The organism is Actinobacillus minor NM305 (assembly GCF_000175195.1).
GTDB lineage: Bacteria > Pseudomonadota > Gammaproteobacteria > Enterobacterales > Pasteurellaceae > Haemophilus_A > Haemophilus_A minor.
In genome coordinates this window covers 53696-69292 of the sequence record NZ_ACQL01000106.1, presented here as the reverse complement: position 1 = coordinate 69292, position 15597 = coordinate 53696, and the positions used below count along the sequence as shown (strand labels likewise).

The 15597-nt window shown below is 39.8% G+C and carries 13 protein-coding genes; 5 read left to right on the top strand and 8 right to left on the bottom strand.

What is annotated here, in order from left to right; genetic code table 11:
- Position 1: 1 nt before the first annotated feature.
- From AM305_RS08170 to parC, 6 genes are all read right to left on the bottom strand, one after another.
- Positions 2-223, bottom strand: a complete 222-nt coding sequence (locus AM305_RS08170; RefSeq protein WP_005824867.1) for a hypothetical protein — start codon at positions 221-223, stop codon at positions 2-4.
- Positions 224-937, bottom strand: coding sequence for a chromosome partition protein MukE (gene mukE / locus AM305_RS08165; protein WP_005824865.1), 714 nt, complete (start codon positions 935-937; stop codon positions 224-226).
- Between the two features lie 19 nt (positions 938-956).
- Positions 957-1544 (bottom strand): HNH endonuclease family protein, encoded by a 588-nt coding sequence (locus AM305_RS08160; protein ID WP_005824863.1) that lies wholly within the window; start codon positions 1542-1544, stop codon positions 957-959.
- Positions 1541-2848 (bottom strand): AAA family ATPase, encoded by a 1308-nt coding sequence (locus AM305_RS08155; protein WP_005824860.1) that lies wholly within the window; start codon positions 2846-2848, stop codon positions 1541-1543. The genes AM305_RS08160 and AM305_RS08155 overlap by 4 nt, the downstream gene beginning before the upstream one ends.
- A 38-nt stretch (positions 2849-2886) precedes the next feature.
- Entirely contained in the window at positions 2887-4218 is a 1332-nt protein-coding gene (gene mukF / locus AM305_RS08150) for a chromosome partition protein MukF (protein ID WP_005824858.1), read from the bottom strand.
- 151 nt (positions 4219-4369) lie between these two features.
- Positions 4370-6613, bottom strand: coding sequence for a DNA topoisomerase IV subunit A (gene parC / locus AM305_RS08145; RefSeq protein ID WP_005824856.1), 2244 nt, complete (start codon positions 6611-6613; stop codon positions 4370-4372).
- A 286-nt stretch (positions 6614-6899) separates the two neighbouring features.
- Here parC and pnp point away from each other — a divergent pair, with 286 nt between their 5' ends.
- The 5 genes from pnp (at position 6900) to apaH (ending at position 13561) form a co-directional block, all read left to right on the top strand.
- Entirely contained in the window at positions 6900-9035 is a 2136-nt protein-coding gene (gene pnp / locus AM305_RS08140; protein ID WP_005824854.1) for a polyribonucleotide nucleotidyltransferase, read from the top strand.
- A 63-nt stretch (positions 9036-9098) separates the two neighbouring features.
- Positions 9099-10034, top strand: a complete 936-nt coding sequence (gene nlpI / locus AM305_RS08135; protein WP_005824852.1) for a lipoprotein NlpI — start codon at positions 9099-9101, stop codon at positions 10032-10034.
- A 234-nt stretch (positions 10035-10268) separates the two neighbouring features.
- On the top strand, positions 10269-12083 hold the full coding sequence (locus tag AM305_RS08130; protein WP_005824850.1) for a DEAD/DEAH box helicase: 1815 nt from the start codon (positions 10269-10271) through the stop codon (positions 12081-12083).
- Positions 12084-12230: 147 nt separating this feature from the next.
- Positions 12231-12746, top strand: coding sequence for a tRNA adenosine(34) deaminase TadA (gene tadA, locus AM305_RS08125; protein ID WP_081453550.1), 516 nt, complete (start codon positions 12231-12233; stop codon positions 12744-12746).
- 2 nt (positions 12747-12748) lie between these two features.
- On the top strand, positions 12749-13561 hold the full coding sequence (gene apaH / locus AM305_RS08120; protein ID WP_005824846.1) for a bis(5'-nucleosyl)-tetraphosphatase (symmetrical) ApaH: 813 nt from the start codon (positions 12749-12751) through the stop codon (positions 13559-13561).
- 32 nt (positions 13562-13593) lie between these two features.
- Here the strand turns inward: apaH and nagA are convergent, their stop codons facing one another.
- Positions 13594-14739, bottom strand: coding sequence for an N-acetylglucosamine-6-phosphate deacetylase (nagA, locus tag AM305_RS08115; protein ID WP_005824844.1), 1146 nt, complete (start codon positions 14737-14739; stop codon positions 13594-13596).
- 62 nt (positions 14740-14801) lie between these two features.
- A complete protein-coding gene (gene nagB / locus AM305_RS08110) occupies positions 14802-15596 on the bottom strand; it encodes a glucosamine-6-phosphate deaminase (protein ID WP_005824842.1) in 795 nt (264 codons plus the stop codon).
- Between the last annotated feature and the right edge of the window lies 1 nt (position 15597).

Sequence of the window (15597 nt, the reverse complement as noted above, 5' to 3'; positions counted from 1 at the left end):
CCTAGATCAACGGCAAAGAATGATATTTATCGCTAATTTGCTTTACCTGCGTTGAAAGCAGTTGAAAATCGAGTGCATCTGGTTCTGAACGATAAATTTCACTTCTCAATCGGCTTAAATAAATTTGGTCATCATTTAAAGGCAATTCCAAACGTTTACTCAAATCTGCCTGTGCCGTTGCGATTAACTCGATCAAGACATCTTTTTGCATTAAGGTACACATCTACTCTTCCTCACCATTCAATTCTTCTTCATTTGCAAATTCTTCGTCAAAACTGACCGCTTGTTCTTTAATAGCAGTAGGGTTTGTCGCCTCACCATCACGGATTAAACGAAGTTGAGCTTCACGAGGATCGTCCCCTGCTCTCACATCAGCCCCAAAACGGAATACTGACTCCGAAATCACAAATTTTTTGCTGTTTTGATCGCCAACACGAGCAATCATTCCCAAACGACCTAAACGGCGTAATGCCCCACCTACTTTCTCAGCTAGCTTCGCTTTGTCTAAATCCGAACCGGTTGAACGTGGATTTACCGCTTTGAGAAGTTTTGTTTCATCGGCTAAATTTAAAAGCTCTTCATAAGCATCATCTTGGCTAAAAATACCTTGTTGTGCCAAACGTTCTGGACTTAAATAGAGATAACAAAGTACTTTTCCCACTAACATTTCCATTTCAGACATCGCTGAACGAGCAATCAAAGTTGTTGCTTTAGGGCGAAGGTAAAAAAAGCCTTCCGGCGCACGAATAAGCTCAACGTGATAACGGCGATAAAACTGCTCAAGCTCGCTTTGGTAATCCATCAAAAAAGCGTGTTCATCAAGGGCTTCTAAACTAATATGTCGCCCTGCTCTTAATTGACTGTCAAGTTGCGGAAAAATCGGATTAGCAATCGCTTCAGCCAATTTGGTTGAGATAAGTTCTTGGGTGTTTGTCATTGTCGTTCTCTATACTGTATTAATCGTTTCTTACTAAATCCTGTCTAAGAATTTCAGCCCAAACAAAAGGATTTTGTTGCTTTAATTCATCTAAAGATATACTTTTTTCTTGATAATAACGTAAAAAATCCTTTTTTCGTCTGTTTTTAAGCCTATTATCGTTCAAAGATAACCTATTTATTGTTCTTTCCGCATTTTGAGTGATTTCATTATCCATCTGAGGATTAATTAGCACCTCTCCCGTGCCAAAATGAATGTAAAAGAGATTATCTGGCAAACTAAAAGGATCTAACACATCTTCAAAATCACGTTTTTTACTATTTGCACTGCCACAAGCAAAGCGATAGTTATCCCATTCATAAGCCAAATGAGGATATTTAGCCTTAGGCTTAAAATGATCTACCGTACGGTATCCACTAATTTCATCTACTTTTATCGCATAATAAGCACAAACACCATCGTATGCGATATATAAGTCATCTAAGCATTTTTGCCAATAAGAAGGAAGTTCTGAAAATATAGTATTTTCCTGAAGCCATTTAGCGCCTTTTTGACGAACATTCCTATCGAAGTTATCAGGTTCGGGTTGCAATGATATAGGGATCATAATACCCCTCTCTTTTGACAATAAATCAGCCAAGGTGTCCAAAACTCATCTCGTTCATCTAACGCTTGTACTAACTCAACTCTTAAATGATTAATTTCATCAATACTGGCTTTTGGATTTAGCATTAATGTATTCGCCTGATTAATTAAATCTTCATATTCAGGGGCTCGACTACTTGGTAAATTAAAAGCCTCACTTTCTAACCAATTTTCAACCGTACCTTGTTTATCAAACACTCTTTCTGAGACTTCAATACTCCCTTCATTGTTCAAATCAAAATCAATCCATTTATCTTGTTTCTCATTAAAAATAGGCTCTAATGAAGCCATTACCAATGGGGAATGTGTAGCAATAACTAATTGAACATCAATCTCTTTAGACAAACTTTTTATAACATTTAATAGAGAGGGGACAACTTTTCTCTGCCATTTAGGGTGAAGGTGTGCTTCTACTTCATCGACTAAAAAGGTTAAAGACTTAGCAGGCGTTTTCCCTAATAATTCACTGCTCTCACTATGCCTTTTCCAAGCATACACAAGGAAATAAGCTAAAGTAACCATTCGTTTTATGGCTGATGAACAGTGTGGCAAAAGTATTTCTCTGCCATACGGCATTTTAATAGTTGGATAAAGTCGAGAATCGCCCAAACTAAAAGGTTTTAATTCCCCTATTTCTAATTCTTCATTAGTAGCCGAAAGAATGGCTAATACTGATTTTAATTGTTCAAACTCTTTCGTCTTTCCTGTTTGCCAAATTTGCCAGTCTTGTAATAGCCCGTTAAAAAACTGATTATTTTCTTTGTCATTTACTCCTTGCCAAATTTCTTCTTGGGTATAAACAAAAGCCAATTGTCTATTACGAGTAAATGAGCCATCATAACGAAGCATTCCATTATGTTTAGCGAAATTATTCAAATTTCTATCCCACAATGCATAGCTACCATCCGCCATTACATAAATTGCAATATCAGAAAATTCCGCTTTAGCTCTAGACATATCATCAATATCCAAATGTCTAGACCAATACTCTTCTGATTTGTATGAATATATTTCAGTTTGTCCTTTGGTATCTTGAACAGAAATAAATGCACGCTCGGAAATATTTAATGGCTTAGCCACATAACCACTCTGAATACTACGATTTATCTCTTGGGGAAAATGCCCCGAAAGCACAAACCAAAGAATGTCTAACAGAAAACTTTTACCTAAGCCATTATCTCCAGTTAAAACATTCAAACGAGAAGCAATATTTAATTCTAAGAGATCTTTTATACCCACATTCTGTAGCTTTAAATAATCAATCATATTATTTCCTTTAGCCAGTAATACCTTACTAACCTCAACTACCTATTAAACTGGTCAATCACATTCGCTTGTACTTCAGCTCCGTAATCGTTAATAGATTGCCACTCAGGGTAAATGGCGTGATTATCTGAACTTGCCATCCCCAATTTGACCGCTTGATCTACAATAATTCTAGCTATATCAAAATGACGTGATTGCGGATATAAAGCCAACTGTTCACGTAAAATTGCACCAAGGTCAATCGGTTTATTCTGCTCGCGGAAAGGCGCCAAGTGTGCTTGCATAATAGCAATGATTTGCTCTTGGACATCAGTCATAGATTCATATTCCAACTCATGCGGTAATTCACCAACGGCTTCCGCTTCATTTAACTCGCTTTCATCATCACGCAAGTCAAGTAAACTTTCTGCTTTTGCCGTATAAAGCAACCACGGCGACTCAAAATAGTCTTGAATAGATTGGCGTAAACGTTGCCCAAAAACACGATTTTTATCCATATCAATTGCGGTACGGATAAATTTATGGACGTGGCGGTCATAGCCGATCCAGAGATCGATTGCCTGCTGCCCCCAGCTAATAATACGATCCAGTTTATTCTGCAAATTGACGACCAACTGGTCGATAAAATCTAAATCGTGGCGACCAATTAAACAGCTTTGAATTCGCAGAAGTTGCGCTTGTAATTTATCGCCTGCAGCGTTGAGTGTATCTTGTAACTCACGCAAATTGCCTGAGGTTTCATCTAATAAACGCTCACAGCTCATAATTGCTTCGTGCCAGTTTTGGCTTAACAAAGTTGCAATTTGTTCACGAATTTGATGTTGATTTTCGTCCATCATTCGTTGCGAAAGATCAATACTGTCAAAAATTTCCGCCACAGAATATTTTAACGGTGCAAATACATTATTACGCCAAAAACGTTCATCACCGCCTTCTTCTGCTGCGACTGAAGCTCGCTGAATTTCATCGGCAACAATGGAAAGCTGAATAGAAAGTCTTAAGGTTGAAAATTCTCTCTGACGAACATAATAATCAGCCACACCAACGCCAAGCGGTGTTACACGATAAATGGATAAACCTTCCGTAAATTCACTGGAAAAACGGTTCAAAAAACGCTGCTTAACGAGATCATTAATCGCATTGTTGGCTCGCTGAATCAGCGTTGCTTCAGATTGTTCAAAAACTTGTGAAACATAGCGAAAAATATCAATTAGATCGCTTTCCAACAATTCGCCGTCAATTTGTTCATTATTATAAATAGAAATAGCGAGTAAGAAGGCAAGGCGTTCGGGAGGAAGAGAAAGAGAAAATTCTCGCTCTTTCGTCCAAGTAATAAGCTCGGGGATAGTTTGTGCCAATTCTTGTTGCATCATAAAAGAGGGCTTCGTGTAATTTAATTCTAAAAAATGACGTTTATTGTACAGTAAACCGAACAAAATAGAAATCAGAAAAGCAAGCGGTTGTTTTTGATTGATCTTTTGCAAAAATCAACGCAAAAACAACCGCTTAAAAGTGGAAAGTTTAATCTACGATTTCAACCGTAGAATTAATACTTAAGCCTCGAACGAGTTGTGAGCCTTTTCTTGCTCTTTCGCCACGATAATTATCAATATCACTCGGTTTTAACGTGATTTTCCGTTTCCCCGAAACAAAGACTAATGATTGATTAGCTTTAATCAATAACAAGCGAGCCAATAATTCACGACGTTCTTTGGCAGCTTGTGCCGAAATATTGATGATTTTATTCCCCTTCCCTTTAGATAAGATCGGTAGTTCGGCAATAGGGAAAACCAACATTCTACCTGCGCTGCTCATTGCAACCAATGAAACATCTTCTTCATTATCAATAAGTTGTGGCGCAAGCACTTTTGCATTTTCGGTTAAAGAAATCACCGCTTTACCGGCTTTATTTCGAGAAACTAAGTCATCAAAAGTACAGATAAATCCATAGCCGGAATCTGAAGCCATCAGCACTTTTGTTTCAGGCGCTGCCATCAACACCTGCTCAACGATTGCGCCTTCCGGTAAGGTAATTTTACCGGTAAGCGGTTCGCCTTGTGAACGGGCTGAAGGCAAAGAAGTCGGATCAAGTGCATAGGCTCGCCCAGTGCTATCTAAGAAAACGACCGGTTGATTACTGCGCCCCCTTGCGTGTGCTAAATAACCATCTCCGGCACGGTAGCTTAAACCTTCTACATCAATGTCGTGTCCTTTCGCACATCTTACCCAACCTTTCTCAGAAAGAATAACGGTAACATCTTCTGTTGGGGTTAAATCACTTTCTGAAATCGCTTTCGCTTCAGCTCGCTCCACAAGTGGAGAACGGCGAGGATCAGCAAATGTTTTCGCATCTGCCTGAATTTCTTTTTTGATTAATGTGTTCAAACGGCGTTCTGAACCTAAAATTAGACGCAGTTCATCACGCTCACTTTCCAGCTGATTTTTCTCCGCTTGTAGTTCGTGTTCTTCTAATTTTGCTAAATGACGCAAACGTAGATTTAAAATAGCTTCCGCTTGAATATCGCTTAAATTGAAACGTGCCATTAACACGGCTTTCGGCTCATCTTCATTTCGGATAATACTGATCACTTCGTCAATGTTGAGAAAGGCGATCATTAAACCGTCTAAAATATGCAAGCGGTTTAAAATTTTATCTAATTTGTCATTCAAACGGCGAGTAACGGTTGAGCGGCGGAAAGAGAGCCATTCAGTTAAAATGTCATGTAAGTTTTTAACTGCCGGTTTACCGTCCAAACCAATCATATTCATATTAACACGGTAGCTTTTTTCGAGATCTGTGGTTGCAAACAGATGATCCATTAAAGCATCAAAGTCAATACGGTTAGAGCGTGGCACAATCACGATACGAATTGGGTTTTCATGATCCGACTCATCTCGAATATCATCAACCATTGGTAATTTTTTGTTACGCATTTGATCGGCGATTTGCGCAATAATTTTAGATGGCGAAGCCTGATGCGGTAAGGCTTGAATGACAATTTCACCATCTTCTTTGCTCCAAACCGCTCGCATTCTGATTGAGCCTCGCCCCTGCTCATATATTTTGGCAATATCGCTTTTCGGTGTAATAATTTCAGCTTCTGTTGGGTAATCAGGGCCTTGAACAACCGTTAATAAATCGCTCAATGTCGCTTTTGGATTTTCCAATAACATCACACTTGCTTCTGCTATTTCATTGATATTATGTGGCGGAATATCCGTTGCCATACCAACTGCAATCCCTGTTGAGCCATTCAATAAAATATGCGGTAAACGAGAAGGAAAAGTCACCGGCTCTACTTTGGAACCATCAAAATTTGGTTTGAAATCAACTGTGCCTTGGTCTAATTCAGAAAGCAAAATTGCTGCGATTTTGGTTAATCTTGCTTCTGTATAACGATAAGCTGCGGCATCATCTTCTAAACTACCCCAGTTACCTTGACCATCAATCAGCGGATAACGGAAAGTAAAATCTTGTGCCATACCGACCATTGCGCCATAGCAGGCAGAATCGCCGTGTGGGTGGAATTTACCTAATACATCACCGACAGTTCGTGCCGCCTTGGCATACTTTGCCGTTGCATTTAAGCCTAATTCCGACATCGCATAAATAATACGGCGTTGTACCGGTTTTAACCCATCGCCGATAAATGGCAACGCACGATCCATAATAACGTACATTGAATAATTTAAATAAGCATCTTCAGTAAAACGCTTAATAGGCATCTGCTCAACGCCTTCATAATTGATGATTTCGTTACTCATATTCTCTTTATTCCTTCAATTTGAAATATATTTTCTATGATCTGTGGATATTTGTCCATTTGAAAATACAAGCGGTTCTTTTTATGAAAGGTTTTACGTTTTTTTGTAAATGGTAAAATAGTTGGCGATTTTGTATAAAAAAGTCTGTATAATACGTTCGTTTTATTTCAGATTTGTAGAGGCGGCTATCAAAAGTCATCTTTCCAAGTAAGATCATTTTTGCTAGTCGCAATTTTTAGGAAATAAAACAACAATAAAATCCAAAAATTTAAAAGGAACATTCAAAATGACTCCAATCGTCAAACAATTTAAATACGGTCAGCATACCGTAACTTTAGAAACAGGGGCTATTGCTCGTCAAGCAACGGCAGCAGTAATGGCAAGTATGGACGACACTACCGTTTTTGTTACTGTGGTAGCAAAAAAAGAGGTGAATGAAGGTCAAGACTTCTTTCCATTAACTGTAGATTATCAAGAGCGTACTTACGCTGCAGGTCGTATTCCGGGTGGTTTCTTCAAACGTGAAGGTCGTCCATCTGAAGGCGAAACCTTAATCGCGCGTTTAATTGACCGTCCAGTTCGTCCACTTTTCCCTGAAGGTTTCTTCAACGAAATTCAAGTGATTGCAACAGTGGTTTCTGTTAATCCACAAATCAGCCCAGATTTAGTGGCGATGATCGGTGCGTCAGCTGCATTATCTCTATCTGGTGTGCCTTTCAACGGCCCAATCGGTGCGGCTCGTGTTGGTTTTATTGATAACCAATTTGTGCTTAACCCAACTACATCAGAACAACGTTTAAGCCGTTTAGATTTAGTAGTGGCTGGTACAGACAAAGCGGTATTAATGGTTGAATCTGAAGCAGATATTTTAACTGAAGAACAGATGTTAGCAGCAGTGGTGTTTGGTCACGAACAGCAACAAGTGGTGATTGAAAACATCAAAGAATTTGTGAAAGAAGCAGGCAAACCACGTTGGGACTGGGTTGCTCCAGAGCCAAATACGGATTTAATCAATAAAGTTAAAGCATTAGCAGAAGTTCGTCTTGGCGATGCTTACCGTATCACTGAAAAACAAGCACGTTATGAACAAATTGACGCAATCAAAGCGGACGTTATCGCTCAATTAACTGCAGAAGATGAAACCATTTCAAGCGGTAAGATTGTAGATATTATTACCGCATTAGAAAGCCAAATCGTGCGTAGCCGTATTATCGCAGGCGAACCACGCATTGACGGTCGTACCGTGGATACCGTGCGTGCATTAGATATTTGTACTGGCGTTTTACCTCGTACGCACGGTTCAGCGTTGTTTACTCGTGGTGAAACACAAGCATTAGCGGTTGCGACATTAGGTACAGAGCGTGATGCACAAATCATTGACGAATTAACAGGCGAAAAATCAGATCGCTTCTTATTCCACTACAACTTCCCTCCATATTCAGTAGGTGAAACAGGTCGTATCGGTTCGCCGAAACGTCGTGAAATCGGTCACGGTCGTTTAGCGAAACGTGGCGTGTTAGCAGTAATGCCAACGGCAGAAGAGTTCCCGTATGTTGTGCGTGTGGTTTCTGAAATTACCGAGTCAAACGGTTCTTCATCAATGGCTTCTGTATGTGGTGCTTCTCTTGCGTTAATGGATGCCGGTGTGCCAATCAAAGCAGCTGTTGCGGGTATTGCAATGGGCTTAGTGAAAGAAGAAGAGAAATTTGTGGTACTTTCAGACATCTTAGGTGATGAAGACCACTTAGGCGATATGGACTTTAAAGTGGCAGGTACTCGTGAAGGTGTAACTGCATTACAAATGGACATCAAAATTGAAGGGATCACCTCTGAAATTATGCGTATCGCATTAAATCAAGCAAAAGGTGCACGTATGCACATTTTAGGCGTGATGGAACAAGCGATCCCTGCACCACGTTCAGAAATTTCTGACTTCGCACCTCGTATTCATACAATGAAGATCGATCCGAAGAAAATCAAAGATGTGATCGGTAAAGGTGGTGCGACAATTCGTGCATTAACCGAAGAAACCGGCACATCAATCGACATTGATGATGACGGCACAGTGAAAATTGCGGCAACAGACAACAACGCCGCAAAACGTGTGATGGAACGTATCGAAGAGATCGTTGCAGAAGTCGAAGTGAATGCGATCTACAAAGGTAAAGTAACTCGTGTGGTTGATTTCGGTGCATTCGTGTCTATCCTTGGTGGTAAAGAAGGCTTAGTGCATATTTCTCAAATCACTGAAGCTCGTGTAGAACGTGTTGCAGATTATTTATCTGTTGGTCAAGAAGTTCAGGTGAAAGTGGTAGAAATCGATCGTCAAGGTCGTATCCGCTTAACGATGAAAGACTTAAATAACGAAGCCACAGAGACAACTGAAGAAGCTCAAATTCAAGAAGAACAAGCTGAAATCTAATTTATGCTTATCAACCTCTTGAAAAAGAGGTTGATTTCTTTTCTTTCGTAGGGCTGTTTACTAATGTTACAACAGACTAAAGTTTTTCGATTTTTATTACTCTGCTTTTTATCGGCTTTTTTTCTAACCGGTTGTATTAGTAATCGTAATATATCGGAAATGATTTCAACAGATAAACTTGCACTGGCTGAATTAAATCCTCAACTTCGTTTTGAACAAGAAGTTATGGTGGTACGCCTAACACAGGTATTGCAAGAGGCAAAATTATCTGATTTGGAAATGGCAGATCTTTATTTTGAACGAGGCGTTTTATACGATAGTTTAGGATTATGGTCTTTAGCCCGTTATGATTTCAATCAAGCTATTTCGTTAAATCCCAAAATGGTAGCCGCCTATAATTACATAGGTTTATATCTTTTGCTTGAAGATGACTATGATAGCTCAGTTGATGCTTTTAATGCCGTATTAGAACTCGATCCGCAATATGCTTACACCTATCTTAATCGTGGTTTGGCATTTTATTATAGCGGTCGTTATTCTGAGGCAGAACGTGATTTTCTCCATTTTTATAATGAAGATAAATCCGACCCATATCGAGCATTATGGCTTTATTTCAATGAATTGGAAATTAAACCGCAAGAAGCGAAAAACAACCTGATTGAACGTTCAAAACTACTCTCTCAAGAATTTTGGGGTGTAAATATTGTTCGTTACTTTCTAGGTGAACTGTCATTGAAACAACTTAGGGCAAAAATTGAAGCACAAGCGCAGCCTAACACTGCCACTTATGCCGAAATTTTAACCGAAACTTATTTTTATCTAGCAAAACAAAAACTCAAATCGAATCAAAAAGATGAGGCAATTAGCCTTTTCCGTCTTGCTCTTGCAAATCAAGTGTTTAACTTTGTTGAGTATCGTTTTGCCCTGTTCGAACTCTCACAACTTCGTAATAACGAAAGTTTAAACGGAATTCGAACTCCCACTGTTGTTGGGGAATAATTAGGACGATTAAAGCGGTCATTTTTGCAAAAAATTTTACAAATCTAACCGCTTACTGTAACAGGTTAATAAAGCATTGATTTGCTTTCTATATATTTTTCTTACCTAAAAAGCTCAACAATATAATTTTTATTTTTAGTGAAATGCCAATATCCATTAATTCTCTTCCTCTTTAGCAAAGAGGGGATTAAGTTATGGAAAAGCATTATCTAAAACAACCCTTTTTGGAATTTTATGACTGAAACAAATTTAACTTTTGCCGACTTAGGCTTACCACAATCTATCCTTGACGCTGTAAATGAGATGGGATTTGTTACCCCTTCACCTATCCAGCAGGCTTGTATTCCACACCTCTTAAATGGTCGTGATGTATTAGGAATGGCACAAACAGGAAGTGGTAAAACAGCGGCATTTTCTCTGCCTATTCTTGCGCAAATTGATCCTGAACAACGCCATCCTCAAATGTTGGTTATGGCGCCCACTCGTGAATTAGCGATTCAAGTCGCAGATGCATGTGAGCAATTTACCAAAAACATGCGTGGTATTCGTACCGTTACCATTTACGGAGGTCAGCGTTACGATATTCAAATCCGTGCATTAAAAAATGGCGCACAAGTTGTGGTGGGAACACCAGGGCGTATTCTCGACCATATTCGCCGTGGTACACTTGATCTATCGGCACTTAAAGCCATCGTACTTGATGAAGCAGATGAAATGCTACGTATGGGATTTATTGAAGACGTAGAAACGGTAATGGCTGAATTACCTGAAGATCACCAAACGGCACTTTTCTCTGCCACAATGCCAGAGCCAATTCGCCGTATTACCAAGCGTTTTATGAAAGATCCGCAAGAGGTAAAAATTCAAGCGTCCCAACGTTCTGCACCGGATATTGCCCAAAGCTACTGGTTAGTTAATGGCTTCCGTAAAAATGATGCGCTTCTACGTTTCTTAGAAGTAGAAGATTTTGATGCGGCAATTATCTTTACCCGTACTAAAACCGGAACTATTGATATTGCGGAACTTTGTGAACGTAATGGCTACCGTGCGGCAGCACTCAATGGCGATATGACACAGCAATCTCGTGAACAAGCGTTAGATAAACTCAAATCAGGTCGTTTAGATATTATTGTCGCAACGGATGTGGCAGCACGTGGTATTGATATTGATCGTATTAGCCTTGTTGTGAACTATGATATTCCATTAGATGCAGAATCTTATGTTCACCGTATCGGTCGTACCGGTCGTGCCGGACGTTCTGGTCGTGCATTATTATTTGTTGAACCACGTGAACGCCGCTTACTTCGTAACATTGAACATCTCATCAAAAAACCAATTGATGAAGTGGCTATTCCAAATCACGAAATCTTAATGGAAAAACGCCGTGCTAAATTCAAAGCACGTATCGAAAAACAACTTGAACATCACGATTTAGAAAAATATCGTGAACTGTTAGAAGATTTATTTACTGCTGATCAAGATCACGAGGAACTTGCGGCGGCAATGATGATGCTACTTCAAGAAAAACAAAAACTTATTCTTCCGCCAGATCCGGTTATCAAAGCTGCTCGTGGTGAACGTGGTAAAGGTCGTGAAAACCCACGCTCTGCGGAACGCCGTGGTAACGGTCGTGAGCACCGTGATAACAATGGTGTAGCAATGGATCTCTATCGTATCGAACTAGGTCGTGAAGACGGTGTTGAAGTGCGTCACATTGTTGGAGCAATTGCCAACGAGGGTGATATTAACAGCCGTTATATCGGACACATCAAGTTACACGATAAATACTCAACCATTGAATTACCGCAAGGTATGCCAAAACACTTAGTACAACACTTTGCGCAAAAAGCCCGAGTATTAAGTAAGCCTATGCAAATGTCTTTCTTAGGTCCTGCAGGCGGTGCAACAAATGCGAACCCTTACGAAGATAAAGGGGGACGAGGTAAAGGACGTGGTGGCAGAGATGGTCGCCGTGATGAACGAGGCTTTAAAGATCGTAAAGAAGGCGGATTTAAAGAAAAACGTTTTAATGAGCGTGGTCGCCGATAATCATTTATCTAGTAAATCATATTGTGATATGTGTAGGGGCGAATTACATTCGCCCTGATATTCTCGCAATGTTTCGGGGCTAATGTAATTAGCCCCTACAAATTATTTTATATTGTTACATTATATCAATAAGACTAGTGAAAAACTATGTTCATTCAACCCACCCAATCCCATTGCGATTTAACCTTAACGGAGCAGGATTTTTACTTTATGCAATATGCCTTATCCCTTGCGGATAAAGCAGAACAAGAAGGTGAAATTCCCGTTGGTGCTGTTTTGATTGATAAAAACGGGAAAATACTTGGTGAAGGTTGGAATCGTTCGATTATCCTTTCTGATTCCACTGCTCACGCAGAAATTCAAGCAATCCGAATGGCTGGAGAACAATTGCAAAACTACCGCCTTTTAGACACAACACTTTATGTGACTTTAGAGCCTTGTACAATGTGTGCCGGTGCAATTTTACATAGCCGTATCGGGCGTTTAGTTTTTGGAGCATCGGATTACAAAACAGGGGCAATTGGCTCACGCTTTCATCTTTTTGAAGACTACAAAATGAACCATTTTTTACAAATTCGTGGCGGAGTAATGCGTGATGAATGTAGTCAAAAAATCAGTGCATTCTTTAAAAAGAGAAGACAGGAACAAAAACAAAAGGAATAAAAATGGCAACTTACATTGTTGGCGATTTGCACGGCTGTTTCAAAGAGTTACAAGCCTTGCTCGCTCAAGTTTCTTTTAATCCACAAAATGATGAACTTTGGCTAACCGGCGACCTTGTTGCACGAGGCGAAGACTCACTGGCTTGTCTTCGTTTTGTTAAATCGCTTGGAAATAAAGCGCAAACGGTTCTCGGTAATCATGACTTACATCTACTCTCTACCCTACTAGGGATTAAAAAAGTTAAGCCGTCCGATCATGTTGATAGTATTTTTACTGCCGAAGATCGTGAAGAATTGCAAAACTGGCTTCGAAATCAACCGCTTGCTATCCAACATCCTCAGCATGGCTTTGTTCTGGTTCATGCTGGCATTAGTCCGGAGTGGGATCTTCAAACCACCTTTCGTTGCGCTAAAGAAGCCGAGCAAGTTTTAAGAAGCGACCATTATGCGGATTATATTGCTCAAATGTATGAAAATACGCCTAACCACTGGGATGAGCAACTTACCGGTATTGAACGTTGGCGTTATATCGTTAATGTTTTTACCCGCATGCGTTTTTGTTATACCGACAAGCAGTTAGATTTTGCGTGTAAATTACCTATTGAAGAAGCGCCTTCTGAGCTAAAAGCTTGGTTTGAATTAGATAATCCTCTTTTTGCACAAGAGAACATTATTTTTGGACACTGGGCAAGCCTTATGGGGAAATCAACACGCCCTAACATTTATGCATTAGATACAGGCTGCGCATGGGGGAATCATCTCACCATGTTACGCTGGGAAGATAAGCAATACTTTACTCAAACGAGATTCCGATAAAAATCTGCACCCTTTCGGTGCAGATTTTGTTTTTAAGCATTAGCTTTCCATTTTCCATTAACCGCTGTACCAATCACTTTAAATTGTGCATTGAATGCCGTTAGATTAGCGATTTTACCTACTTCAATCGAACCAAGTTTTTCCTCAACCCCAATTGCTCTGGCTGGATAAAGATTACACATTCTTAATGTTTCATCAAGTGGAATCCCCACTTCAATAACCGCATTTCGAATCGACTCTATCATGGTAATAGCAGCGCCACCTAATGTTCCTTTTTCATCAAAACATTTACCATCTCGCACATAAACGGTTTTCCCGACAAATTGGAATTGTTCGATATCTGAACCAGCTGCCGCCACTGCATCGGTTACAATACAGAGCTTATCGCCTTTTACTCGTTTGGCAATGTTGATATTACCATAAGTCACATGTAAGCCATCAACGATAATGCCGGCATAAACATCACCACTATCCAACACGGCACCAACAACGCCCATTTCTCGCCCTGAACTAATGGGCGACATAGCATTATGTAAGTGCGTTGCAAAGGTTGCACCTTGTTTAAAGGCTTGCTTAGCTGTTTGATAATCGGCATTAGAATGCCCGATAGAAATGACAATACCAGCATGAACAAAGCGTTCAATATGTTTCGCTGTTGGATTTTCGGCTGCCAACGTGATTTTCTTAATCACATCTGCATTTCGGCATAAATATGCCACCATGTCATAGTTTGCTTCACGGATATATTCTGGTCTATGAACCCCTTTTTTCGCAATGCTTAAATAAGGACCTTCCAAGTGTAAGCCTAATGCTTGATTATCGTGCTTCTCAAGATAATCACGCATGACATTAATCGCTTGCTTCATGCCTTCATCAGGCGCAGTAATAAATGTTGGTAAGAAACTCGTTGTGCCGGATTTCAAATTGGTTTCCTGCATAATCTCCAGCGTTTTGACGGTTGTTTCTTCATTGAACATTACGCCCCCACAACCGTTAAGTTGCAAGTCAATAAAGCCAGCGGTTAGATTTGCGCCTTGTAAATCAACAATCGGAAGATCTTTAGGTAAATCTTTCTCAAAAACGACCGCTTCTATTTTGTCATGTTCAACAATTACCGCATGCTGATAAAGCACATCAAAGCCTGTGTAAATAACACAATTCGTTAATGCATATTTCATCTTAATTCTCCAGAAAACTTGCCGTTATCTCAGCAAGAACATATCAATACCGCAATAATACGCTATCTCGCTACGTTTTTCTCCAGTTGTTTAAAGTATTTCACGGTTTTTACTTTAAGTTCTTGAGTTGCCGGCTCATCACAAACCACAATGGCACGTTTATGTAGTTGCAAAGCTGAGACTGTCCAAAAATGATTTACTGCGCCCTCTACACAAGCCTGTAACGCTAAGGCCTTATTGTAGCCGGTTACGAGAATCATCACTTCTTCCGCATCTAACAATGTTCCAACTCCAATCGTTAAGGCAAATTTGGGTACCTTATTCACATCATTATCAAAAAAACGCGAATTTGCAATGAGCGTATCTTCGGTTAGGGTTTTGATCCGTGTGCGAGAAGAAAGCGAAGAGGCTGGTTCATTAAAGGCTATATGTCCATCTACCCCCACGCCGCCCATAAACAAATGGATTTTGCCATAGTGACGGATTTTTTCCTCATAACGTTCACATTCTGCATTAACATCTTCTGCCATGCCATTCAGTAAATTGATATTTTTGGGTTGAATATCAATATGATCGAAAAAATGTTTATGCATAAATGCGTGGTAACTTTCCGGATGTTCAGGTGGAAGCCCTACATATTCATCCATATTGAACGTCACCACATATTTAAAACTTACTTCTCCGGCTTGATAAAGTTTAATCAGTTCTTGATATGTTTTGAGTGGCGTTCCCCCTGTTGGCAAGCCCAGTACAAAAGGATTTTGTTCAGTTGGTTGAAAATGGTTAATACGATCTGCGATATAACGAGCAGACCATACCGCAACATCTTCTGCCGTATCTAAGGGAATTAAACGCATT